This window comes from Bradyrhizobium sp. AZCC 2289 (assembly GCF_036924615.1).
GTDB lineage: Bacteria > Pseudomonadota > Alphaproteobacteria > Rhizobiales > Xanthobacteraceae > Bradyrhizobium.
Map to the genome: position 1 here is coordinate 2,095,761 of NZ_JAZHRY010000001.1, position 22,396 is coordinate 2,118,156.

A 22,396-nucleotide genomic window follows, 5' to 3' on the forward strand; every position below is an offset into this window, starting at 1 on the left:
CACGCGCCTCAAGCCTGCGTCGCGCGTATCATGTCGACGACGGGTTTCGCCTCGGGGCGGGCCTTGATGAAATTGTCGGTTTGCGGCAGCACGCGCTTGCGGAAGGCTTCCTTGTCGCATTCGACGACGGTGACGCCCTTCTCGGTAAGCGCGGCCAGCGCCTCCTTCTCGACCGCAAGACCGTGGGTGCGGCTGTCGGCGGCGGCCTTTTTCGCGGCGTCGAGGAATCCCTCGCGCAGCTTCGGGTCCATGCGGTTGAAGGTGGCGTCGCTGAAATAGATCGCCAGCGGCGAAAAGATATGCTGGGTCAGCGCATAATGTTTCGAGGTTTCGTAGAACTTGCTGGCGAGGATCGTCGGCGGATCATGTTCCAGCCCGTCGAGCACGCCGGCCTGCAGCGCCGTGTAGATTTCGCCGAACGCCAGCGGCGTGGCGGCGGCGCCCATCAGCCGGAGACATTCGGTGATGATCGGATTGGGCAGCGTCCGGATCTTGAGGCCGGCAAGATCCTCCGGCGTCTTCACCGGCTTCTTCGCCAGTACGCTGCGCGCGCCGAAATTATAGGCCCAGGCGATGATCCGGATGTTGGCGCCCTTCAGGAGCGCATCCTCGATCGGCTTGGCGGCGCCGGCATCGAACGCCTTGGTCTGCTGCAGAAAACTGGTGAAGAGATAGCCGAGGTCGAAGGTGCCGACCAGCGGCACCAGATTGGCCGAGATCGACGAACCCGACACCATCAGGTCGATCACGCCGAGCTTGACCGAATTGATGACGTCGATTTCCTGGCCGAGCTGATTGTCGGGAAAGAAGGTGACGTCGATCTGCTCGGAAAGCCCGTTCGCCTTCAGGTTCTTGACCAGATTGTCGTAGTAGACGCGGCCGTTGGCATATTTGGGATCGTTCGGCAGCGACGACGAGCATTTGAGTTTGAGCGTGGCGGCCTGGGCCTGCCCGGTGAGGGCGGGCGCGGCGGCGATCCAGGCGGTCGCGGCGATCGAAGATTGCAGAATGACGCGACGGCTGAGCGGCTTCGACCTCATGATGCTCCTCCCGGGAACGGATTTTCTTTCGCCCGCCGTCTAGTCGCGGCGGAGCTTGGCACTGCTTTAATCATATTGTATGACTAAACGAATGACGTTTGCAAGAGCGGCTGCCCCCGGCGCACGTTCCAAAAGGCTTTCCGATGTTTCAAAGCTCCAACGCGTTGATCCGCAACGTTCACAGCCAGGTCGCGGACCGGGTCGGGATCAGCATTGTGCGTGGCGACGTCGGCGCCGGCGAAACCCTGCCGTCCGAAATGCAGATTTGCGAAATGATGGATGTCAGCCGGACGGTGGTGCGCGAAGTGATCCGGACCTTGACCGGCAAGGGCCTGGTTGAATCGCGCCCCAAGAGCGGAACGCGGGTTCGCCCGCCCCAGAAATGGAATCAGCTCGATCCCGACGTGCTGCGCTGGCGCCTCGAAACCGCAGATATGGACGATTACCTCGCCAAACTGTTTCAGCTGCGCTGCGCGGTCGAACCGGCAGCCGCGGCGCTGGCGGCGAGCCGCGCCGGCGAAGAAGACATCGCGCTGATCCGCACCGGCTACGAGGGGATGGCGGCGGCGAAGCTCGACGAGCAATTCGTGGCCGCCGACATTATCTTCCATCAGGCGATCTACTTTGCAACGGGCAACGAGTTCTTCTGGCCGATCGCGCAGATGTTCGACATCACCCTGCGTCAGAGTTTTACCATCGCCGCCCGCGGCTCGCACCGCACACGGGCGCTGGTCGAGCACCACGCCGTGCTGGAAGCGATTGCGACCGGGAATGCCGAAGGCGCGCGCGCGGCGACCAATGTCCTCCTGAAAAATTCCGCCGATGATCTGGTCAGGATTCGCGGACGCGAGTTTGCCGTGCGACCGAAGGGCTGAGGCACGTCGGCACCAGAATCCTCCGCCCTCGCAACCTCTACTTCGTTCGCGCGATGGTCGTGCCATCCCAATCGTCGCTGGTCGGATTTTGCAGCTGCTGCTTGCAGCGCTCGATCATCACCGACGACGCCGTATCGTCCTTGCGGATATCCATCACTTTCTCGAACGCGCCGATCGCGGCCGCGAAATCCCGCGCACGCCATGCCGTCAGCCCGGCTTCATAAGATTTCACCCAGTCCTGTGCGCCGGTGAACTCATCGGACATTCCCAATAGTTCGTAGATCTGCAGGCCGCCGGCGCGCCCATAGACCGCGAGCCGGTCGAGTTCGCGGACCACGATGCGGTCGCCGGCCAGGCGACGCGTTTCGGGGCCGATGATGATCGTCGACCCGTAGACCTTGTTGGTGCTTTCCAGGCGGCTGGCGATATTCACGGCATCGCCGATCACGGTGTAGTTCAGCCGCACTTCCGATCCGATATTGCCGACCAGCATGTCGCCGGAATTGACGCCGATTCTGATCCTGACGGGCTGGCCGTTGTCGTCGACGAGGCCGGCCTCTGCCATCGCGCACTGACAGGCCAGCGCGGCGCGGCAGCAATCGACGGCATGATCGGGATTTGCCGCCGGCGCGCCCCAGAACGCCATCACGGCGTCGCCGATGAATTTGTCGATGGTGCCGCCGTGACTTTGAACTTGCGCCGACACGGAATCGAAATAGCGCGACAGCAGCGGGATGATGCGGTCGCCCAGCCGCTCCGACATGCCGGTGAAGCCGGCGAGATCGATGAACATCACGCTCATGGGCCTGACCGCGCCGCCGAGCCGCGCGCCGGTGCCGTCGCTGACCAGCCGCTTCACGAGATCGGCCGGGATGTATTTCCTGAACGCGGCAAGGCCCTGCGCCATGTCGCCGATGGCGCCGGAAAGGTTTTCGATCTCGGTCAGCCGCGACGGATGGCGCTCGACCTTGTCGAGGTCGAAGCGCTCGACATGCCTGATCTCGCCCATCACCTTGATCAGCGGGGCGGCGATCAGGCGCTGCGCCAGCCATGCCGACAACAGCCCGGCAAAGACGATCAGCACCGCAAGGCCGACCAGCAATTTCCGGATCGTCATCTGCACCGGCCCGAGGAATTCCGACTCCGGCACCACCGTCACCAGCGACCAGCCCGGGAAGGAAATCGGCGTCAGCACCGCCTGATAGGCCTTCCCCTCCCGCGTCACCTGTGAATGAAACGCCTCGCCGCTGCCGGGGTCGTAGGCGCTGCCGGACTGGCGCATCGCGTCGACAGCGACCGGAAACAGCGGATGATTGGTCTTCAGCGCATTCAGCTCGTCTGCGTCGGCATCGGGCGAAGCGATCACGCCGCCGTCGCGGTCGAGGAGGAAGGCGCCGGCCGATTTTCCGACCGTGAGCTGCGACAGGAAATTCGAGACCCGGGTCAGTTCGATGATAACGGCCAGCACCCCGGCCCGCTTCTGATCGATATCGATCGGCGCCGCGAATACCGCGGCCAGCCGCTCGCTGGTCGGATGGGTCGTCAGCGTCGACCAATGTTCGTCGCCGGACTGCATGGCTTCGCGAAACCATTCCAGATCGGTGACGGAATATTTGGTGTCTTCGACCCGCCTGGACTTGAGCCGGATGTCGTTGTTGCCAGCGAATTCGTATTGGTCGATCCGCAGCTTGCGATCGGGCATCGTGATCTCGAGCATTTCAAGGCCGGAATCGCCGAGCTTGTGCCCAGCGAAAAACGACCCGTCCGGCCATGCGAAGGCGACCCACGAAATCGTCGGCTGCGATTGCAACTGCGAAAGGAACACGAATTCGCGCTTTTTGGCGTCGCGCGAGTCGAACACTTTTTCGATCAAGAGCGTCCGCACCGCCGTCAGCGACGACCGCGCCTCCGTGGTGATCGACTGCAATTCGTCGCCAACCGCGGACACGATCTGGTCATTGATGGTATCGGCCAGGGTCTGGCTGACCTGCTGCGCCGTCCGCCACCACAATAAATGCACGCCGACGGCGCTGACGACGATCGACGTCAGCACGAGGGCCGAAATGGCGCTGCGGATACCGATGCGCATGGGGGTCCTTAACCGCGGGTTCGCTACCGCAATACGGAACATAGCAGCGTTTGTTTCGCTGGCGAGGCCATCCGGGTCCTTCGGACACAGCTCTGTGACCAGCCGTGAACCTGCCGGTTACGAAACTTCTGGATTGTTTGTTTCGTACAAGCCAAGACCGCGCTATGTCAGGCGGCCACTTCCAAAGGTCACGAAATGCACGATGTTTCCATCCCGGCGGCCCTGATCGCCGGTCTCGTCAGCTTCCTGTCGCCCTGCGTGCTGCCGCTGGTGCCGCCCTATCTGATCTACCTGACCGGCGCGACCATCGAGCACGTCGCCAATGACGAGACCGCGCAGACCTCGAAGCGCGCCGTGATGGCCTCGGCCGTGATATTCGTGCTGGGCTTTTCCACGGTGTTCGTGGCACTTGGCGCCAGCGCGTCGCTGATCGGCGGCCTGATCCGGGCCTGGTCGGCGCAACTGTCGATCGTCGCCGGCATCGTCATCATCGTGATGGGCCTGCATTTCCTCGGGCTGACGCGGATCGGCCTGTTGATGCGCGAAGGCCGGCTGACCGTGCCGAAACCGGTCGGGCTGTGGGGCGCTTATGTGATGGGGCTGGCTTTCGCGTTCGGCTGGACCCCCTGCATCGGCCCGATACTGGCGGCGATCCTTTCCGTTGCCGCAGCCGAGGCCACCGTGACCAAGGGCGCGGGCCTGCTCGCGGTCTATTCTGCCGGGCTCGGAATTCCTTTCCTGCTGGCGGCGTTCATGATCGAACAGTTCTCGTCGCTATTCACGCGGATGAAGCGGCATCTCCGCAGCGTCGAGCACGCCATGGGCATCTTAATGGTGATCACCGGCATCGGCTTTTTGACCGGCGCCGTCTCCAGCGTCTCGATCTGGCTGCTGGAGACATTCCCGGCGCTGCAAAATTTCGGCTAGGTCCCCCGTAACAAGCGGGCCAGCCGCAGCGAAACTCCTGCCAGGACCAGGTTGCCGCCATCGCGGCCGCCCATTTATGCGTTTGCTTAGCCAAGCCGCCGCGGCGGCTTCGATTAACGACAATCGTTTCGAGGGGGATTCGCATGAATTTCATAGTCAATCTTCTCATCCGGCTGCCGGCGCGGATCGCGTCGTATTTCTCCTGGGCCGGCCCGCTGCTGATGCGGCTGATCGTCGGCTACACCTTCATGCTGAGCGGCTGGGGCAAGCTCACCAATCTGGCGCAGGTCACCGAGAATTTTGTCAGCTGGGACATTCCCTTCCCGAAAATCCTCACCCCCTTCGTCTCCGGCGTCGAGTTCTTCGGCGGCGTCATGCTGATCCTCGGCCTGTTCACCAGGATTCCCGCCGCGATGCTGGCGGTGGTCATGCTGGTCGCCATCAGGTCGGCGAAATGGGGCGACATCGATTCGCTGGAAACCCTGCTCGGCTTCGAGGAGATGACCTATTTCGCCGCCTTCATGTGGCTCGCGATCGCCGGCCCCGGCGCCGCGTCGCTGGACCGGCTGCTGGTGAATGCGGCCGGGCATCCCCAGGAATCCACTTGAGAATCCAACTGATTGTGGCCGGAGCCCTCACGTTCCCGTGACATCGCGGAAAGTCTGAGCCCGGATTTTTCCGCGCACGTAGCTGTCGAAACAACTCCGGGAGCCGCCATGAAATTCGTCCGCATCGCCACCGTCGCCATTGCCGCACTTGCGGCATCGCCGTTGTCGGCAGCAGAGGGGCCGACCTGGCGCAACTGGGGCGACGATCTGTTCGCCCGTGCTGCGGCCGAAAAGCGCTTCGTGATCCTCGATCTCGAGGCGGTGTGGTGCCACTGGTGCCACGTCATGGAAAAGACCACCTACGCGGACCCCGAAGTTCAGGGACTTCTGGCCTCCAAATACCTGCCGGTTCGCGTGGATCAGGACGCCAATCCTGACCTGTCGAACCGCTACGGCGACTGGGGCTGGCCGGCAACGATCGTGTTCGGCCCCGACGGCACCGAGATCGCCAAGATCAGGGGCTACATCGAGCCGGAGCGGATGCAGGCGCTGCTCAAGGCCATCATCGACGATCCCTCGCCGGGTCCATCGGTCGGCGAAGCCTTCGAGATCAAGCCGGCCGCGTCGGCGTTTCTCTCCAAACAGCAACGCGCGGAACTGACGAAGAATTTCGACGAATCCTGGGACGACAGACTCGGCGGCTGGGGCGAGAACCAGAAATACATCGACGCCGACAGCATGGATCTGGCGATCACTCGCGCCGAGGCCGGCGATGCCACGGCAAGCAAGCGCGCCCGGCAGACGCTGGATGCCGCGATCGCGCTGATCGATCCGGTATGGGGCGGCGTATTCCAGTATTCCGAAGCCGGCTCCTGGAGCAAACCGCATTTCGAAAAGATCATGTCGTTCCAGGCGCAATATCTGCGGCAATACAGCCAGGCCTATGCATTGTGGAAAGACCAGAAATATCTCGCCGCCGCCCGCGACATCGAGCGCAATCTCGCTTCCTTCCTGTTAAATTCCGACGGCGCGTTCTATGTCAGCCAGGATGCCGATCTCGATCACGACACCGACGGCCACACATATTACGCGCTATCGGACGGCGACCGCCGCAAGCTCGGCATGCCGCGCATCGACAGCAATTTGTACGCGCGGGAAAATGGCTGGGCGATCTCCGGACTGGCGGCTTATTACGACGTCACCAACGATCCCAGGATACTGGCGATGGCCGAACGGGCGGCAAAATGGGCCATTGATAATCGTTCATTGCCCGGCGGCGGCTTCCGCCACGGCGAAAGAGATCGCGGCGGCCCCTTCCTCGGCGACACACTGGCGATGGGGCAGGCCTTCCTCGATCTCTATGCCGCGACAGGCAACCGCGACTGGCTTGCCTCGGCCGCCAAAGCCGGCGATTTCGTCGCCACATTCCGGGACGAGGCCGGCGGCTTCCTGACCTCGAAGACCTCGGAAGGAAAAACCGGCGTGTTCGCAAAGCCGGCCAAGCTGACGGACGACCAAATTCAGGTCGCCCGCTTCATGAACCTACTCAATCGCTATTACGGCAATGAAGCCTATCGCGAGCAGGCGTCCCATGCGATGCGCTATCTCGCTGGCGCTTCGGACGAGATGGCACGCCCTTTGCCCGGCGCGTTGCTCGCCGACGAAGAACTGGCGGTCGAGCCGACCCATCTGACGATCGTCGGGCACAAGGACGATTCTCGCGCGCAGGCCCTGCACGCCCTGGCGCGTGCGCTGCCGGCCCGGTACAAGCGGCTGGAGTGGCTGGATCTGCGCGAGGGCAAACTGCCCAATCCCGATGTCGAATATCCCGATCTCGGCGAGCCCGCGGCGTTCGCCTGCAGCAACCGCATCTGCTCGTTTCCATCCTTCAGTGCCGAGGAGCTTCAGGCCAATGTCAAGCAAATGGCGAAGCTGAAACCTTCGCGCGCGGCGCTGAACTGATCGAACGCGCCCGCTCCTTGTGCGACGCAACCGGGATCGGGCCGAAACGCGGTGTAATGGCTTGAAGCACCACGCTTTCCTGGCCACCGGCATTCGCCGATAGCATTCCTTGCCGCGCAACGAAATACTCTTGGGGCGGCGGTGTTAGACATGGACGGGATGTCCAAACCCACAAAAAGAAAATTTTCTTTTGAAACTCTGTAACCAAATCGACTGATGCCCCGTAGCTGCTTCTGGATGAGCACTCAAATCGCGGTGGCCCGAGGATGCTGCGCGAAGCCTCCGCGATTTGCTTGTTGTCCAAACCTCCGTTCGTTGTGCGGTTCGTGATCGAACGATCATCGGATGCTCACGGCGTCACATTTTTCTTCAAACAATCATCGAGGAGAACGTCATGAAGTTGAATTCCAAGTCCGGTGCCACGCTCGCCGCCGCCGCCGCCACGCTGTTCCTGGCCGGTGCGGTCGCGTCGACCAGTTCGACCCCGGCGAATGCCGCGACAGGCAAGTGCATGGCCGGCAACGCCTGCAAGGGCCAGAGCGCCTGCAAGGGCGGCACGAATTCCTGCAAGGGCCTGAACGCCTGCAAGGGAACCGGATTCTCGATGATGTCTGAGGCGCAGTGCAAGGCCAAGGGCGGCGCCTACGTCAAGGGCTGACCTTTCAGGGCTGAGGCGAAGGGGGCTCGGCGGTGCCGGGCCCTCGTCGTTTCGCGGCCACCGCCAAAAATAAAGTTGGCAGGCCGCGTAACCAGGACTAATCCCGCGCGTAGCTATTGCTGGGTGCAGTCTGCCAGCCGGGAACTGTCAAGGCTTGCGGGCGCTGCACCGTCACACTCTCTTTTGGAGGAGATGCTTATGAAGATGACTTCCAGGTCGGGCGCCGCAATCGCCGCCGCTGCAGCCACGCTGTTCCTGGCCGGGGCGACCATGTCGACCGTGGCCTACGCCGCCGGCGAAGGTAAATGCGTCGGCGCCAACGCCTGCAAGGGCCAGAGCGCCTGCAAGGGCGGCAACCATGCCTGCAAGGGCCTGAACGCCTGCAAGGGTCAGGGTTTTTCCGCCATGACCAAGGAAAAGTGCGACGCCGCCAAGGGCAAGTACGAGCCCGCCTGATTCGACAGCGATCCGGAACTGGGGCCCGGTATGCCGGGCCTCATTTCCATGATAATTTGACGGCCAAGACGGTTTTGCAGTCTTACGCGTTTTGGCCGTTCGAGCGGAGACGACATGAACGTCGCAAGCAGATTGCCAGAGACTTCCGCGGCGGCGCTTGCGGACCGCCCGACGACATCAACCAAGCCGCCGTTCCTCGGTTTCGGTCTCGGCCTGCGCGCGCAGCATTACGACGAAATCCTCTCCGGCAATCCGCCGATCGACTGGTTCGAAATCATCAGCGAAAACTACATGCTGCCGGGCGGCCAGCCGCTGCGCACGCTCGACCGGATCCGCGAGCGCTATCCCGTCGTGATGCACGGCGTATCGCTGTCGATCGCTTCGACCGCGCCGCCCAATTTCGAATATCTGCAGGGCCTGAAAGACCTCGCCAAACGGGTCGAGCCGAAATGGGTTTCGGACCATCTGTGCTGGACCGGCGTGCATGGCAAGAATCTGCATGATCTGTTGCCGATCCCCTACACGGAGGAAGCGCTCGATCACGTCGTCAGCCGCGTGCAGCTGGTGCAGGATTTCCTCGGCCGCGCCATCGTGCTCGAGAACGTCTCGACCTATGTCCAGTTCAACAATTCCGAAATGACGGAATGGGAATTCCTGGCCGAATTGTCGCGCCGCTCCGGATGCTGGCTGTTGTTCGACGTCAACAACGTCTATGTCAGCGCCTTCAACCATGGCTACGATCCGCTCGCCTTTCTCAACGGCATCCCTCCCGACCGCGTGGTGCAGTTCCACATGGCCGGCCACAGCCACATGGGCACCCACATCATCGACACCCACGATCATCCCGTATGCGAGGATGTCTGGGATCTCTATGTCGCAGCGTTGAAACGTTTCGGCCGCGTCTCCACCATGATCGAGCGCGACGACAAAATCCCGCCGCTCGACGAACTGCTGCTGGAGGTCAACCGGACCCGCGAGATCGCCGAACAAGTGCTGCCGGGCAAGCTGGCGGGATGAGCGATTTTGCGCGGCAGCAGGGCGCATTCCAGCGCGGCATTCTGACCGGCGACGATACGGTTCTGGCCGAAATTCTCGATAGCCCCAGGGAGAAACGCGAAACGCTGTTCGGCGTCTATCGCTATGCCTACGGCTCGCGGCTGGTCGAGGCCATGCGCAACGACCACGAATTGCTGCACCTCTATCTCGGCGACGAGACGTTCGACGAGATGGGGCATGCCTATGTCAGGGCAAGGCCGTCGGAACATCCGAACCTGCGCCGGTTTTCGCAAGGCCTGCCCGATTTCCTGAAATCGACCGCGCCCTATTGCGATCATCCGATCCTGTCCGACCTCGCCGCGCTGGAAAAGGCGCTCAACGACGCCTTCGACGCCGCGGAAGGCCCGGTGCTGGCGCTGGCCGACATGGCCGGCTTTGCGCCGGAGGTGTGGAACGATCTCACCTTTCAGCCGCACCCCAGCGCGCGCAGGCTCGATCTCAACAGCAATGCGCCGGCGATCTGGATGGCGCTCAAGAACGACGAGACCCCGCCGGGCGCGGAGCTGCTGGAAGAGCCTGCCCGCCTCCTGATCTGGCGCCAGGACGTGACGCCGATGTTTCGCGAACTCCCCACCGAAGAGGCGATGATGTGGGACGAGGCCGCCAACGGAATCCCCTTCGGCGTGCTCTGCGAGATGCTCGCGACCTATGACGACCCCGATGGCGCGGCGGCGCGCGGCGCGGGCTATCTGCACGGCTGGATCAGTTCGGGAAGCCTGACGGGCGTTTCCGCCGGCGACTAAATGAAAGGCCCGGCATGGGCACCGACACCGATCGCAATTTTATCGAGCGCCTGACGTGGGACGAAGTCGCGCGGCGCATCGCTGAGGGCGCCGCGGCCATTCTGCCGATCGGCGCCGCGGCCAAGCAGCACGGCTTCCATCTGCCGCTCAATACCGACCGCATCCAGGCCGAATGGTTTGCGGCCAAACTGGCGGAACGGATCGACGCGCTGGTCTGGCCGACGCTGACCTACGGCTACTATCCCGCCTTCACCGAATATGCCGGCAGCAGCAGCCTTTCCGCATCGACCTTCGAGGCCGTCGTGCATGAAATCGCCGCGGGGATCCTCGATAGCGGTTGCCAAAAATTGTTCGTGCTCAATACCGGGATCAGCACGCTGGCCCCGGTCGAACGCGCGCTGGCGCGTCTCGACACCGGCCAAATCACGCATTTGCGCATTTACGAAGGCCCGCGCTATCGCCGCGCCGGCGAAGCGCTCGCCGCGCAGGGCCACGGCAGCCATGCCGATGAACTCGAGACCTCGCTGATGCTGGCGCTGGCGCCGCAGCTGGTCGACATGGCGCGCGCCGAGGCCAGCCCCGCCCTGAAACATGACGCGCCCGGCCGCCTGACGCCATCGGACAAAAACTCGCCGAATTACAGCCGCTCCGGCAGCTATGGCGATCCGACGCTGGCGACATCGGCCAAGGGCGAAATCCTGCTCGCCGCGATTCTCAACGATCTCAACGAGCAAGCCGCCGCGTTGATGGCAGAGCCATCAACCGCAAAGCCGCGACCGAACCCGATCCGAAGCGTGTCGCGATGAAAAACGCCGGGCGATTCCGCTGGATCGTCATGGCCGTCATGACAGCGGCGGCATTGGCCGGCCTGGCCTCATTCCGCGCCGACGCGCAATCGGAATATTTGCGCGGCGATCGCATGCCTTATGACGCCTTCGACCGGTTGCCGAAAACCGATCTGGAGGTGTCGGGCGGCACCATCCACGTCGCGTTCGCATCCGGTGATATCGCGCTGCCCCGGGAAAAAATATTCGACTGGATCAGGGCGTCGGCCAGGGCGGTCTCGACCTATTACGGCCGGTTTCCCGTCAGCTCGCTGCGCCTGCTGATCGTGCCGGTCGATGGAGCGCGGGTGCGCGGCGGCACCACCTGGGGTTATCGCGGCGCCGCCATCCGCCTGCCGCTCGGCCGCGATTCCACCGAAGAGAATCTCAAGCGTGACTGGGTGATCGTCCATGAGATGGTGCATACCGCCCTGCCCGACCTCGACGATCGCTACAATTGGCTGTCGGAAGGCCTCGCCGTCTATGTCGAGCCGATCGCGCGGGTGCAGGCCGGCGACCTCACGGCGCAGGAGATCTGGCAGGCGATGATGCGCGACATGCCGAAAGGCCTGCCGCAGGCCGGCGATCAGGGACTCGACAATACCGACACCTGGGGCCGGAAATATTGGGGCGGCGCGATGTTCTGCCTGCTCGCCGATATCGAAATCCGCAAGCGCACCGGCAACAAGTTCGGCCTGCAGGACGCGATGCGCGGCGTGCTCGCCGCCGGCGGCAACCACGAAAAGGACTGGTCGATCGATCGGGTTCTTTCCACCGCCGACAAGGCCGTCGGCGTCGACGTGCTGACGCACCTGCATGACGAGATGGGCCCGAAGCCGGTGACACCCGATCTGGCAGCCCTCTGGCGTGATCTTGGAGTGAAGATGCAGGGCGAAAGCCTTGCGTTCGACGACAATGCGCCGCTCGCGGCAATCCGCCGGTCCATCACCGAGGCGCGTCCGAAATAGGGTGCGTACTCATCAATCGGGAACGCTCTGGAATTTGGCTACCCCCCACATTGCTCCTTAATGCGCTCATAAGCATCGATGTACTTGGTATAGAACTTCTTTTCTCGCGCACCGAGCGCGTAGGCGTTGCAGGCACCGTCAGGAAACGGAATCTTACTCAAGTCAAAGTCCAGTTTTGGAAACCGCGAATAGCAAAACGCCTGCTTCTGCGAACTGAAATGAAGAGAGTAGGTGCACCGATTCTCAGGGGGAGCGGAGGCCGGCCCGCCGCAAGCTTCCCAAAGCTGATAAGTCCCGTCGAATTTCGAAAGATCCAGTTGCACTACATCGAACCCATCCTTCTCTTGGCTTGTGGCGACAAAGACGCATTTCTTGTCTGGAATCTGACGTATCTCAAGAGGCATGCGTCGATCACCAAACTCCTCGAGCGTCACAGTATCATCCCCTGTGCTCGTCAATTTGTATGAATCTTCACCGCTTGGTCCATGAATGAGCATCGCGATATCTGGCAAGATCGCGGCAACACGCTTCGGTTGTCCGGACTGCGCATGGCTCATCGATGCGACAGAAATTGTTGCAGCGAGTGCAAGAACGATCCGGTTTAGAGCGCTGCTCCAAAGAAGCTTTTGCTTCATGTGATTGGACCTAAGGTGCCTGGCAGGAGACATCGCCCTTTCGGCGGCACCCGTCGATTAATGGGCCGCCTAAGCAGGATTAGGTTGTAAAATGAATTTCGGCAACCTTAGACGCGCAGAATGCTCAATTTTGAATGAAGCGGGTGCGACTTTCCGGTATGGGTCAAAAATGCGAAATTCTGGTGTGGCCAGCGCGAGTCTCCTTTAGCTCCGAAAGCGGACATCTCTCGTTTTATGAGTACACGGCCTAACTAAGCACGGACTTCGCTGGTGCAAACGCCACTACGCCGCTGGCTTTTGGCCGCACGATAGCGGAATATTCCCGAAGACATTTGTTCGGAGGGATCGAAGCAGCGATGGCCACGGAAGCCGCCGATAAACCCGATCACGCCTGGCCGATCTTCCGCTCGCTGGCTTCGTTCCAGCCGAGCTATCTGCCCGGTGACCTGATCGCGGGCCTGACGCTGGCGGCGATCGCGATCCCCGAACAGATGGCGACCGCCCGCCTCGGCGGCTTCTCGCCGCAGATCGGCTTCTTCGCCTTCATCGCGGGATCGATCGGCTTTGCCATGCTCGGCAGCAACCGCTTCCTGTCGTGCGGCGCCGATTCGACGATCACGCCGATCTTCGCCGGTGGGCTCGTGTTGATGGCCGCAAGCGGCTCGCCCGACTATCAGGCGCTCGCGGTCGCACTGGCACTGATGGTCGGCGTGATCCTGGTACTCGGCGGCCTGTTTCGGCTCGGCGGGATCGCCAATCTGCTGTCGACGCCGGTGATGGTCGGCTTTCTCGCCGGCATTTCCGTGCACATCCTGGTCTCGCAGATGCCCGGCGTGCTCGGGCTGGAAGCGCCGAAGGGACCGATGCTCGACAAGATCGGGGTGCTGGCGCGGCATCTTGGCGATGCCAATTTCTATACCGTTGCGATCGGCTTCGGCGTGCTTGCGGTGGTCGCCGGATCGGAGGCGATCAGCGCCAAAATTCCCGGTGCGCTGATCGGACTGGTCGCAGCCACCGCGGCCGTGATCGCAGCCGGCCTCGAGAGCAAGGGCGTCAACGTGGTCGGCACCGTTCCGGCAAGTCTGCCGACGCCGTCATTGCCGGACATCGCTGCACAGCAATGGGCGAAGCTCGTTCCGCTGAGCCTGCTGATCGCAATCGTCGTGATGGTGCAGACGGCGGCGACCACGCGGTCGTTCCCTTCCGACCCCGACAAGCCCGCCGACGTCGATCGCGATTTTCTCGGCGCCGGCGCCGGCAGCATTTTGGCAGGCCTGTTCGGTGCGTTTCCGGTCAACGCCAGCCCGCCGCGGACCGGCATCGTGTCCGAGACCGGCGGACGGTCGCAGCTATCCGGACTGTTCGCTGCGGCAATCGTGCTGGCACTGCTGGCGTTCGGCGCCACGCTGTTGCGCCACGTTCCCGATGCGGCGCTCGGCGGCGTGCTGCTGTTCGTGGCGCTGCGCATCATCCGCCTCCGGCAGATCGTCCAGATCTATCGCCAGTCGTTCGGCGAATTCCTGCTGATCGTCGCGACCGCGGCCGCGATCATCGTGCTGCCGATCGAACAGGGCGTCGCGGTCGGGATCGGGCTGTCGCTGCTGCACGGCATCTGGACCACGACGCGGGCGCGGCTGATCGAATTCGAACAGGTGCCCGGCACCACGATCTGGTGGCCGGCAAGTCAGCACGTCGCCGGCGAACGCCATCCTGATGTCGCCGTCGTCGGCCTGCAGGCGCCGCTGTCGTTCCTCAACGCAGGAAGTTTCAGCGCCGACGTGCTTCATGTTCTCAATGCCGCGACACCAAAACCAAAGCTGCTCGTTCTGGAAGCCACCGGCATCATCGAAATCGACTTCACCGCCGCGCAGACATTGATCAATCTCATCAGGCAATGCCACGAGGATGGCATCACGGTCGCCATCGCCCGGCTGGAATCGACACGGGCCCAACAGGCGTTCGAGCGTTTCAAGCTGTACGATGTGCTGCCGCGAGAGCACATCTTCCGCAGCGTCGATGAAGCCGTCCGCACGCTGGCGTCCCCGTCATGAGACCCGATACCGCTCCATGACTTCCTTGTCCGGCTCGTAGCCCAGTCCGGGCCCCTCCGGCACCGCGATGGTGCCGTCGGCACCGGTATCGACGCGGCCGCGCCAAAGGCAGGCGGCGCGGTTCATATAAAACAATTCGACGAAGGTGCCGTCATCGCGCAGCGACAGCAGTTGCAGCGTCGCCAGCAGGCCGGGTCCGAAATACGGGGAATGCGGCGCGAGCCTGACGCCCATCTCATCGGCCAGCGCGACAACTTTCAGGTATTCCGTAACGCCGCCGACCTTGGTGACCGACGGCTGCGCGTAGCTCACCGCGCCCGCCTGCATCATCTGGCGGAATTGATGGACCGTGCAGGCATTCTCGCCCGCGGCGATATCGAGCCCGCCCTTCGCGCGCACGTCGGCCAGGGTCGCAAAATCCTCCGGCGGCCACACCGGCTCCTCCAGCCATTTGAGGGCGGCAGGGCGGCAAGCCTGCGCGAACGCGATTGCTTCCTCTCCATCCAGCGGACAGTTCATGTCGACCATCAGCGGAATCCCGGCCCCGATCGCCTGCCGCGCCGCGAATACGGCCGGCGTCGTCGTCTCATGCAGTTTGATCGCGGTGTAGCCGCGCCGCAGCGCGGTTGCGCATTCGCCCGCCACGGATTCGGGCGTCCCGATCCGGAGCAGGCTCGCATAACCGGGAATCCGCGCCCGCTTGCGCGCGCCGATCAGGCGGTGCAGCGGCACGCCCTGCATTTTCCCGGCCAGATCCCACAGCGCGATATCGAGGCCGGAAATCGCAAACATCGTAATGCCGTAACGGCCGAACAGATGCAGATTGCGCTGGATACGCTCGATGAAGGCCGGGATGCCCTCGGCGTCCGGTACCTCCAGGCCGCGGGCCTGCGGCGCGATCATCTCATCGACCGCCGTCGCCGTCGTTCGCGGGCTGACATAGCCAAACGCGTCACCCCAGCCGGTTAGTCCCGCATCGGTCGAAACCTCGACCAGGATCATGTCGAGCGCGGCGATGGCCGACGCGCCCTGCCGGAAACTGGCAACCCCGGCATCGTAGGGGATCCGGACGTGGTGTGCCCGGACGTTCGTGATCAGCATGGCGCGCGCCTCCCTTTTCCTGGAAGGGTAGCGCAGGACGACAGAGGCAAGCCATGTGAAATTGCCGATGGCCACTTCCGGCGGGCGCATCACCGAACGAGCAACAGGGGCCCTTCCCCCGCGGCTCACGGCCGCAACGCCGGATGCTCGTTCAGTACATCGCCCCGGATGGATGCCGTCTGAATCGCGCAAAACAATAGCCGCGCTAGGTTTCGGTTCCTTGGCCCTGCAGATAACCTTTGATTTTTGGATTCGGCATCACGACCGAGGCAACGAAGGCAACGGCGCACATAAAGGTGACATACCAATAAAAGTCGGTTTCCGCTCCACTGTCCTTGAACCAAAGTGCGACGTATTCGGCAGAGCCGCCGAAGATCGCATTCGCAAGGGCGTAAGCCAGGCCAACGCTCATCGCGCGCACCTCGGGCGGGAACATTTCTGCTTTCACCAGGCCGCTGATCGACGTGTAGAACGACACGATGGCGAGCGCCAGGACGATCAAACCGTACGCAGCGTAGGGACTCCTGACATCGCCAATGGCGTACATGAGCGGCACCGTGCAAACAGTTGCCAGGCCGCTGAACAACAGCATTGACGTCTTGCGGCCGAAGCGGTCCGAAAATGCACCAAACGGTGGCTGCAGGATCATGTAGGTAAACAGCACCGCGGTCATCACTATGTTCGCGGTGCGGTCGTTCATATGCGCGGTGTTGATGAGATATTTCTGCATGTAGGTGGTGAATGTATAGAAGATCAGCGATCCGCCCGCGGTGAAGCCGAGGACCGTCAGGAAAGCCCTGGTGTGGTGCTTGAAGATTTCGCGCAAGGAGCCGGCTTCCTTGCGCGAGCGGGTTTCAGCCGATGACGTCTCAGTGAGCGACGCCCGCAAGAACAATGCGACCAACGCGAAGATAGCTCCGATGAAGAACGGGATACGCCATCCCCAAGCTCTCAGTTCGGTGTCGGACAGCGCCAGCTGAACAATCAGGACAACCAGTGAGGCAAGCAACTGTCCGCCTATCAGCGTTACGTATTGAAAGGACGCGTAGAAGCCGCGCTTGCCCGGCAGCGCCACCTCGCTCATGTAAGTGGCGCTGGTGCCGTATTCGCCGCCGACCGACAGCCCTTGTACCATGCGCGCGATCAGCAGAAGCACGGGCGCCGCGGCTCCGATGCTCGCATAGGTCGGCAGTATGGCTATGGCGAGTGACCCCGCGCACATCATTAGCACCGAGATCATCATCGAGTTCTTGCGGCCGTACTTGTCGGCGACGAAACCGAAGACATAGCCCCCGATCGGCCGCATCAGAAAGCCAATCGCGAACACCGCTGCGGTCTGCAAAAGCTGAGTGGTTTGATTACCCTTTGGAAAGAACGCCGGCGCAAAATAAAGCGCTGTGAATGCGTAGGCATAGAAATCGAACCATTCGACGAGATTGCCGGATGAACTTCCGAAAATAGCCCAAATTCTTTGGCGGCGATCGGCACGACCATCCGCCAGCACGGCGTCGCTGGTCATCGAAAATCTCCCCTCACAAAGCTTTTTGTTTCTTATTTTCGGGACCAGTAGCCCACAATGATCAGCCTCACAATGGTCCTGGGGTTGGTGTCAAAAATCCTTTTGCGTCACTGAAGATGAATTTTCCGAATACGGGCGCGGCGATAGAATAGTCATGCTGGAACCGCGTCGTCAGGGTGGCCCGGCACGCAACTTCACGGCCGCAACGCCGGATGCTCGTTCAGTACATCGCCCCGGATGGATGCCGTCTGAATCGCGCGAAACAAGATCTGCGCCGTCCTGGTATCGTCCGCCTTCAGGCACAGGCGCAGAATCTCGCGCACGGCGGAATCGCGCAGCAAGTCGTCGGACATCTTGAGGGCGATTTCCATCGCGATCCTGGCGGCGCGTTGGTAGCGTTCGGATGCATCGTTGTTTTTATGGCCATCCGATTTCTTCCTGGAGACCACACCGTCGGTCAGACGACCGACCCTTTCGGCGCTATCGGCGGCAGAACGGCAGATGTCGCGTATCCGGTGGGCAGCCTCGATATCGCCGATCGGCCACTGAATGGCTTCGTTCCAGACGTCCTCAGGCTTACGCTTGTTGAACCATCGCATTGCTAAGTCTTTAAAAATAAAATCGACATATGGAATCTGCGGCCGGTGCGCTCCGCAAAAACGGACGACATGACCCGACGGCGGCATTTTCATCCCGGGAAATCCGCCGGTGGTGACATTCCGGCAACAGAGGCTGGAAAATCCTCAGGCAAAGCCGATGCGCCGCCTGGTGCGGGTTTCTGCCGCCAGCCTTGATGATTGCGAGCCGGTTTGGGCTACGCCGACCGCCGTGGTCCGATTGCCTCGAACTGCGCCTTTTGCTCGTCGCTCAGCGTGGCGTAAAAATTCTCAAGCGCGGTACGCACCGATTTGACGGCCTGCAGCATGGTATCGAGCCGCTTGTCGATCGCGGTGAGCCGTGCCGGTGGCGTCATTGCGTCGTCCGTCCGGCAAGCCGCCTTCAGCATTTGGGCGGCCTTGGCACCGGCATCCTGCAGCGCGGCAAGACTGGCGCGCTGGGTGTCGTTCGGGTGCAACCTGGCCTCGATCTCGCTGGCCGGCCATTCCACGCCGGAAGGCTGCGCGGCGCCACAGCTTGGAACCAGCGGCGCTCCGGCATGGTTGGCCGCGGCGGTCCTGCGCTGATCGTCAGCGAGCGCATTGAGCCGGGCTTTCTGCTCGTCGTTCAGCAGAGCATGGAACTTCTCCAGCGGCGGCTGCACGGCGGCGACCGCTGACATCATCGCCTCGATGCGCTGCTGCATGACCGCAAGCCGCCCCGGCGCCGTCAGTATGATCTGCGTCGGGCATGCCGCACGAATGGTCTGGGCGGCCGAGATCGATGCGTTGCCGAGTTCGTCGAGTGCCGCACCTTGCGCTTCGGTCGGCTGAATCGCCGTCTCGATCTGGACGATCGGAAGGCCGGCGATATCGCGGCTGTCGTCACCGCACATCTCTGCTAACGGGGCGACCCTGGCGTGCCGTCGCCCGGACGGGCGCGGTGCCAGATAGCCTGCCAGATCATCATAGCCGTAGGGCGCAAATATTCCGGCGTAAATGTCGGGGTAGCCGTAGTCCCAGAAGCCGAAGCCGTCTCCCCAGATCGCATAGTCATAGATGTCGAAATAGGCGAACGGCCAGAACAGCGGACCAACCCATCCGTATCCGCCGCTGCCGTGTTGCCACCACCCGCTGGCGCCGCTGCCGTGCCAGCCCGCCATGGCGAGACCGGCGGCGACCTGCGCGCGTGCCGCGGGATTGCTGAGCAGGCGCCCGTTGCGCAATCCACCGGCGTGCGACAGCGAGTTCATCGCGTTGCGGGCGCCTCCCGATGCGACCGCGGCGTTTCGGATATGGCTGAAATTCGCTCCGCCGTGTCCGGCAAACGAGCGATTGCCGTGAAAACCCCCGTGCGAAAACGAGTGGGATATTGCGAACCTTCCACCGCCATGGTGCCCACCGCCAAAATGCGCGTGGCCGAAGCCATGGCCTCCACCGCCGAAATGGCCATGGCCGCCACCACCGAAATGGCCATGGCCTCCACCACCGAAATGGCCGCCGCCGAAATGGCCGCCACCTCCGTGGCCGCCACCGCCGTGACCTCCGCCTCCACCGCCGCCGTGACCTCCGCCGCCGCCCCTGCCGAGAGCCGCGCCCGACAGCAGCGCCGCCACGACAAGGACCGCAATTCCGATGGCCGATTTAGACATGGCACCCTCCTGCACCACGCCGCGGATGCTGCGGCACTGGAAAGACGCCGAAAGGAAGCAAAAGTTCCGTTCGCGGAGCCAGCGCGCGCCTACGGGAAGAGGGCGGACTGACACGCCGGAAAGACGAGATGCTAGACCGCCGGCACGATCTTTCCGGGATTGAAGATGTTCTGCGGATCGAGCGCTGCCTTCAGCGCGCGCATGGCGTCGATCGCCTCGGGGCCGAGTTCGGCTTTCAGATATTTCTGCTTGCCCTGCCCGATACCGTGCTCGCCGGTGCAGGTGCCGCCCATCGCCTGCGCGCGCTCGACCAGCCGGTGCATGAATTCCTCGCCGCGCGCCATCTCCTGCGGGTTGTCGACGTCGCAAACCAGCGAGCAGTGGAAATTGCCGTCGCCGACATGGCCGACGATCGGCGACAGGAGATTGAGCCGCTTCAGATCGTCCTCGGTCTCGGTGACGCAATCGGCCAGCCGCGAGATCGGAACGCAGACGTCGGTCGCGACCACGCCGGCGCCGGGACGCAGCGCCTTCACCGACCAATAGGCGTCGTGCCGCGCCTGCCAGAGTTTCGTTCGGTCCTCGGGCTTGGTGGTCCAGGTGAAATCGCCGCCGCCGCATTCGCCGGCTATCTCCTTGAAATTCTTCGATTGCTCGGCGACCTCGTTTTCGCTGCCGTGGAATTCCAGCAGCAGCAGCGGCGTCTCCGGCAGCGTCAGCTTCGAATAGGAATTGCAGGCCCTGACCTGCTCGGCGTTGAGCAGTTCGATGCGCGCCACCGGAATGCCGGTCTGGATCGCCAGAATCGTCGCCTGGCAGGCGCCGCGCACGGTCTCGAACGAACAGGCGGCGGCGGCGATGGTTTCGGGAATGCCGCGCAGCTTGATGGTGAGTTCGGAGATGATGCCGAGCGTGCCCTCGGCGCCGACAAACAGATGCGTCAAATCATAGCCGGCGGAGGACTTTTTCGCCCGCGTGCCTGTCGTGATGATCTCGCCGTCGCCGCGCACCACTTTGAGCGCCAGCACATTGTCGCGCATGGTGCCGTAGCGCACCGCATTGGTGCCGGACGCCCGCGTGGAGGCCATGCCGCCGAGCGAGGCGTCGGCGCCGGGATCGATCGGGAAGAACATGCCCTGGTCGCGCAGATGCTCGTTCAGCGCCTTGCGGGTGACGCCGGGCTGGATCACGCAGTCGAGATCGTCGGCGTGGACTTCGAGCACCTTGTTCATGTCGTGCAGGTCGATGCAGATGCCGCCGGCGGGGGCATTGACCTGGCCCTCCAGCGAGGTGCCGGTGCCGAACGCGATCACGGGCACGCCAAATTGAGCGCAGATCCGCACCACGTCCTGGATGTCAGGCGTTTCCTGCGCCATCACCACCGCGTCCGGCGGCTGCGACGGCAGCCAGGTGGTGGTATGGGCGTGCTGTTCGCGCACCGCCTGCGAGGTGATCAGCCGGTTGCCGAACCGCGCCGCGAGCGCCTCAATGGCGCTGGCCAGCGCCTGCGGCTCCGGTCGTTGCAAATTGTCCAATCTTGTTGTCGCCACGCCAAATTCCTCCCGGCTTTAGACGACCGTGGCAAAGGATATATAAGGGGTCAAGAGACCAGATCGAACAAACAGGGATGCGCGATGACGACCGTTGCCGACGCCAAGGATACTATCAAGGATGTCCGGGATATGCCGCTGCCGCCTGCGCCGTTTCTATCCTCGGTGATGCAGATCGAACCGCAATGGATCGACTATAACGGCCATCTCAACATGGCCTATTACAACGTCATGATGGACCGCGCGATCGACCAGATGTGGCTGCAGCTCGGGATCGGCCCCGGCTACATGAAGGAACGCCACGGCTCGACCTTCACCGCCGAATGCCATGTTCGTTATTTGCGCGAGATCCACCTCGGCGATCCCGTGCAGATTTCGGTCTATCTGCTCGCCTCCGACGAAAAGCGGATCCATACGTTCGAGGAACTGCGTCACGCCACCGAGGGCTGGCTCTCCGCCACCTCGGAAAACATGACGATCCATATCGACATGAATGCACGCAAGACCGCGCCGTTTCCATCAGACATCCGCGCCCGCATCGAGGCGGTAGTCAATTCGCATGCGGCCGTGCCGCGCCCCGAGGGCATCGGCCGGAAAGTGGCGATGCCCTCGAAGTAGCGCATGATCCGGAAAAGTGGAAGCCGGTTTTCCCGGACAAACGACTTCGTTTGTCCAGAGATCATGCGCCAAATAACAATCCTGTCCGGCTAGACCCGCGTGCGTCCGCGTGCCAGCCCAACTACCGCCGACACCAGGAACAGGATGACGGCGATGAAGAAGATCGTCTTGGCGATTTCGATGGAGACGCCGGCGACACCACCGAAGCCCAGAATGCCTGCGATCAACGCCACGATCAGAAACGTAACGACCCAACTCAGCATGATCCGATCCTCTGTTTTCTGCCTCAATCGACACGGCTGAGAACGCCGCGCCGCGACTGCAGAAACAATCCGGCCGGAGAATGCTGGTTCCTGGCCGCTAAACCGGGAAATTTTCGGATTTTCGAGGAACAAAGTCGCGCTTGGGTCGCGAAAACCAACCTGCCGATGCTGCGGGATAAAACCTGTCAAAACGGCCGAAGAGACCCTATATGGCCCTTAATCCCTGCTAAGAAGGCTCCCCTTCACCGCCCCATGGTGCCATCGT

The 22,396-nt window shown here is 62.6% G+C and carries 22 protein-coding genes; 13 read left to right on the forward strand and 9 right to left on the reverse strand.

The genetic code is table 11. From position 1 onward, the window contains the following. Positions 1-8: 8 nt before the first annotated feature. Positions 9-1,040 (reverse strand): TRAP transporter substrate-binding protein, encoded by a 1,032-nt coding sequence (locus V1289_RS10260; protein ID WP_334396832.1) that lies wholly within the window; start codon positions 1,038-1,040, stop codon positions 9-11. Positions 1,041-1,183: 143 nt separating this feature from the next. On the opposite strand from V1289_RS10260, the gene V1289_RS10265 reads away from it, so the two are divergent. Continuing rightward, positions 1,184-1,915, forward strand: a complete 732-nt coding sequence (locus V1289_RS10265) for a FadR/GntR family transcriptional regulator (RefSeq protein ID WP_334396833.1) — start codon at positions 1,184-1,186, stop codon at positions 1,913-1,915. Positions 1,916-1,952: 37 nt separating this feature from the next. Here V1289_RS10265 and V1289_RS10270 read toward each other — a convergent pair whose 3' ends face one another. Then, on the reverse strand, positions 1,953-4,004 hold the full coding sequence (locus V1289_RS10270; protein WP_334396834.1) for an adenylate/guanylate cyclase domain-containing protein: 2,052 nt from the start codon (positions 4,002-4,004) through the stop codon (positions 1,953-1,955). A gap of 195 nt (positions 4,005-4,199) precedes the next feature. Here V1289_RS10270 and V1289_RS10275 point away from each other — a divergent pair, with 195 nt between their 5' ends. From V1289_RS10275 to V1289_RS10315, 9 genes are all read left to right on the forward strand, one after another. Continuing rightward, on the forward strand, positions 4,200-4,931 hold the full coding sequence (locus V1289_RS10275; RefSeq protein WP_334396835.1) for a cytochrome c biogenesis CcdA family protein: 732 nt from the start codon (positions 4,200-4,202) through the stop codon (positions 4,929-4,931). Positions 4,932-5,074: 143 nt separating this feature from the next. Further along, positions 5,075-5,539, forward strand: a complete 465-nt coding sequence (locus V1289_RS10280) for a DoxX family protein (RefSeq protein WP_334396836.1) — start codon at positions 5,075-5,077, stop codon at positions 5,537-5,539. A 108-nt stretch (positions 5,540-5,647) separates the two neighbouring features. Beyond that, a complete protein-coding gene (locus V1289_RS10285) occupies positions 5,648-7,441 on the forward strand; it encodes a DUF255 domain-containing protein (RefSeq protein WP_334396837.1) in 1,794 nt (597 codons plus the stop codon). Positions 7,442-7,835: 394 nt separating this feature from the next. Next, positions 7,836-8,099 carry a BufA2 family periplasmic bufferin-type metallophore gene (bufA2, locus tag V1289_RS10290; protein WP_334396838.1) on the forward strand — a complete coding sequence of 88 codons (264 nt, stop codon included), beginning with the start codon at positions 7,836-7,838 and terminating at the stop codon, positions 8,097-8,099. 198 nt (positions 8,100-8,297) lie between these two features. Further along, a complete protein-coding gene (gene bufA2, locus V1289_RS10295; RefSeq protein WP_334396839.1) occupies positions 8,298-8,555 on the forward strand; it encodes a BufA2 family periplasmic bufferin-type metallophore in 258 nt (85 codons plus the stop codon). A 114-nt stretch (positions 8,556-8,669) separates the two neighbouring features. Beyond that, the gene (gene bufB, locus V1289_RS10300) at positions 8,670-9,572 is read left to right on the forward strand and encodes an MNIO family bufferin maturase (RefSeq protein ID WP_334396840.1); all 903 of its coding nucleotides are present in this window, start codon (positions 8,670-8,672) and stop codon (positions 9,570-9,572) included. Beyond that, the gene (locus V1289_RS10305; RefSeq protein ID WP_334396841.1) at positions 9,569-10,354 is read left to right on the forward strand and encodes a DNA-binding domain-containing protein; all 786 of its coding nucleotides are present in this window, start codon (positions 9,569-9,571) and stop codon (positions 10,352-10,354) included. Before bufB ends, V1289_RS10305 begins: the two co-directional genes overlap by 4 nt. Before the next feature lie 14 nt (positions 10,355-10,368). Then, complete coding sequence (locus V1289_RS10310; RefSeq protein WP_334396842.1) at positions 10,369-11,160, forward strand: creatininase family protein; 792 nt, start codon at positions 10,369-10,371, stop codon at positions 11,158-11,160. Continuing rightward, positions 11,157-12,146, forward strand: coding sequence for a hypothetical protein (locus V1289_RS10315; RefSeq protein WP_334396843.1), 990 nt, complete (start codon positions 11,157-11,159; stop codon positions 12,144-12,146). The genes V1289_RS10310 and V1289_RS10315 overlap by 4 nt, the downstream gene beginning before the upstream one ends. Positions 12,147-12,184: 38 nt before the next feature. On the opposite strand, the gene V1289_RS10320 is transcribed toward V1289_RS10315, so the two are convergent. Beyond that, complete coding sequence (locus V1289_RS10320; RefSeq protein ID WP_334396844.1) at positions 12,185-12,781, reverse strand: hypothetical protein; 597 nt, start codon at positions 12,779-12,781, stop codon at positions 12,185-12,187. Between the two features lie 356 nt (positions 12,782-13,137). Between V1289_RS10320 and V1289_RS10325 the strand changes: the two genes are divergently transcribed. Then, entirely contained in the window at positions 13,138-14,832 is a 1,695-nt protein-coding gene (locus tag V1289_RS10325) for a SulP family inorganic anion transporter (protein ID WP_334396845.1), read from the forward strand. On the opposite strand, the gene V1289_RS10330 is transcribed toward V1289_RS10325, so the two are convergent. From V1289_RS10330 to V1289_RS10345, 4 genes are all read right to left on the reverse strand, one after another. Then, on the reverse strand, positions 14,827-15,933 hold the full coding sequence (locus V1289_RS10330) for a mandelate racemase/muconate lactonizing enzyme family protein (RefSeq protein WP_334396846.1): 1,107 nt from the start codon (positions 15,931-15,933) through the stop codon (positions 14,827-14,829). The genes V1289_RS10325 and V1289_RS10330 overlap by 6 nt on opposite strands. Before the next feature lie 205 nt (positions 15,934-16,138). Next, positions 16,139-17,452: an MFS family transporter gene (locus V1289_RS10335; RefSeq protein WP_334396847.1), complete on the reverse strand. Its 1,314-nt coding sequence runs from the start codon at positions 17,450-17,452 to the stop codon at positions 16,139-16,141. Between the two features lie 194 nt (positions 17,453-17,646). Continuing rightward, positions 17,647-18,144, reverse strand: a complete 498-nt coding sequence (locus tag V1289_RS10340) for a hypothetical protein (RefSeq protein WP_334396848.1) — start codon at positions 18,142-18,144, stop codon at positions 17,647-17,649. Positions 18,145-18,266: 122 nt separating this feature from the next. Beyond that, positions 18,267-19,301, reverse strand: a complete 1,035-nt coding sequence (locus V1289_RS10345) for a Spy/CpxP family protein refolding chaperone (RefSeq protein ID WP_334396849.1) — start codon at positions 19,299-19,301, stop codon at positions 18,267-18,269. A 42-nt stretch (positions 19,302-19,343) separates the two neighbouring features. Between V1289_RS10345 and V1289_RS10350 the strand changes: the two genes are divergently transcribed. After that, positions 19,344-19,811, forward strand: a complete 468-nt coding sequence (locus V1289_RS10350; protein WP_334396850.1) for a hypothetical protein — start codon at positions 19,344-19,346, stop codon at positions 19,809-19,811. Positions 19,812-19,831: 20 nt separating this feature from the next. Here V1289_RS10350 and V1289_RS10355 read toward each other — a convergent pair whose 3' ends face one another. Continuing rightward, the gene (locus tag V1289_RS10355) at positions 19,832-21,250 is read right to left on the reverse strand and encodes an FAD-binding oxidoreductase (RefSeq protein WP_334396851.1); all 1,419 of its coding nucleotides are present in this window, start codon (positions 21,248-21,250) and stop codon (positions 19,832-19,834) included. A gap of 132 nt (positions 21,251-21,382) precedes the next feature. Between V1289_RS10355 and V1289_RS10360 the strand changes: the two genes are divergently transcribed. Beyond that, complete coding sequence (locus V1289_RS10360) at positions 21,383-21,868, forward strand: thioesterase family protein (RefSeq protein WP_334407383.1); 486 nt, start codon at positions 21,383-21,385, stop codon at positions 21,866-21,868. Between the two features lie 89 nt (positions 21,869-21,957). Here the strand turns inward: V1289_RS10360 and V1289_RS10365 are convergent, their stop codons facing one another. Next, on the reverse strand, positions 21,958-22,131 hold the full coding sequence (locus V1289_RS10365; RefSeq protein ID WP_309178911.1) for a DUF1328 domain-containing protein: 174 nt from the start codon (positions 22,129-22,131) through the stop codon (positions 21,958-21,960). Positions 22,132-22,396 lie beyond the last annotated feature (265 nt).

What these genes read in the sequence shown, in the direction of transcription:
- V1289_RS10275 (WP_334396835.1), top strand. Translation starts at nt 4,200, where the DNA reads ATGCACGATGTTTCCATCCCGGCGGCCCTGATCGCCGGTCTCGTCAGC.
- V1289_RS10315 (WP_334396843.1), top strand. Translation starts at nt 11,157, where the DNA reads ATGAAAAACGCCGGGCGATTCCGCTGGATCGTCATGGCCGTCATGACA.
- V1289_RS10285 (WP_334396837.1), top strand. Translation starts at nt 5,648, where the DNA reads ATGAAATTCGTCCGCATCGCCACCGTCGCCATTGCCGCACTTGCGGCA.
- V1289_RS10310 (WP_334396842.1), top strand. Translation starts at nt 10,369, where the DNA reads ATGGGCACCGACACCGATCGCAATTTTATCGAGCGCCTGACGTGGGAC.
- bufA2 (WP_334396838.1), top strand. Translation starts at nt 7,836, where the DNA reads ATGAAGTTGAATTCCAAGTCCGGTGCCACGCTCGCCGCCGCCGCCGCC.
- V1289_RS10265 (WP_334396833.1), top strand. Translation starts at nt 1,184, where the DNA reads ATGTTTCAAAGCTCCAACGCGTTGATCCGCAACGTTCACAGCCAGGTC.
- V1289_RS10260 (WP_334396832.1), bottom strand. Translation starts at nt 1,040, where the DNA reads ATGAGGTCGAAGCCGCTCAGCCGTCGCGTCATTCTGCAATCTTCGATC.
- bufB (WP_334396840.1), top strand. Translation starts at nt 8,670, where the DNA reads ATGAACGTCGCAAGCAGATTGCCAGAGACTTCCGCGGCGGCGCTTGCG.
- V1289_RS10270 (WP_334396834.1), bottom strand. Translation starts at nt 4,004, where the DNA reads ATGCGCATCGGTATCCGCAGCGCCATTTCGGCCCTCGTGCTGACGTCG.
- V1289_RS10320 (WP_334396844.1), bottom strand. Translation starts at nt 12,781, where the DNA reads ATGAAGCAAAAGCTTCTTTGGAGCAGCGCTCTAAACCGGATCGTTCTT.
- V1289_RS10360 (WP_334407383.1), top strand. Translation starts at nt 21,383, where the DNA reads ATGCCGCTGCCGCCTGCGCCGTTTCTATCCTCGGTGATGCAGATCGAA.
- V1289_RS10305 (WP_334396841.1), top strand. Translation starts at nt 9,569, where the DNA reads ATGAGCGATTTTGCGCGGCAGCAGGGCGCATTCCAGCGCGGCATTCTG.
- V1289_RS10340 (WP_334396848.1), bottom strand. Translation starts at nt 18,144, where the DNA reads ATGAAAATGCCGCCGTCGGGTCATGTCGTCCGTTTTTGCGGAGCGCAC.
- V1289_RS10350 (WP_334396850.1), top strand. Translation starts at nt 19,344, where the DNA reads ATGGCTGAAATTCGCTCCGCCGTGTCCGGCAAACGAGCGATTGCCGTG.
- V1289_RS10345 (WP_334396849.1), bottom strand. Translation starts at nt 19,301, where the DNA reads ATGAACTCGCTGTCGCACGCCGGTGGATTGCGCAACGGGCGCCTGCTC.
- V1289_RS10335 (WP_334396847.1), bottom strand. Translation starts at nt 17,452, where the DNA reads ATGACCAGCGACGCCGTGCTGGCGGATGGTCGTGCCGATCGCCGCCAA.
- V1289_RS10280 (WP_334396836.1), top strand. Translation starts at nt 5,075, where the DNA reads ATGAATTTCATAGTCAATCTTCTCATCCGGCTGCCGGCGCGGATCGCG.
- V1289_RS10365 (WP_309178911.1), bottom strand. Translation starts at nt 22,131, where the DNA reads ATGCTGAGTTGGGTCGTTACGTTTCTGATCGTGGCGTTGATCGCAGGC.
- bufA2 (WP_334396839.1), top strand. Translation starts at nt 8,298, where the DNA reads ATGAAGATGACTTCCAGGTCGGGCGCCGCAATCGCCGCCGCTGCAGCC.
- V1289_RS10325 (WP_334396845.1), top strand. Translation starts at nt 13,138, where the DNA reads ATGGCCACGGAAGCCGCCGATAAACCCGATCACGCCTGGCCGATCTTC.
- V1289_RS10330 (WP_334396846.1), bottom strand. Translation starts at nt 15,933, where the DNA reads ATGCTGATCACGAACGTCCGGGCACACCACGTCCGGATCCCCTACGAT.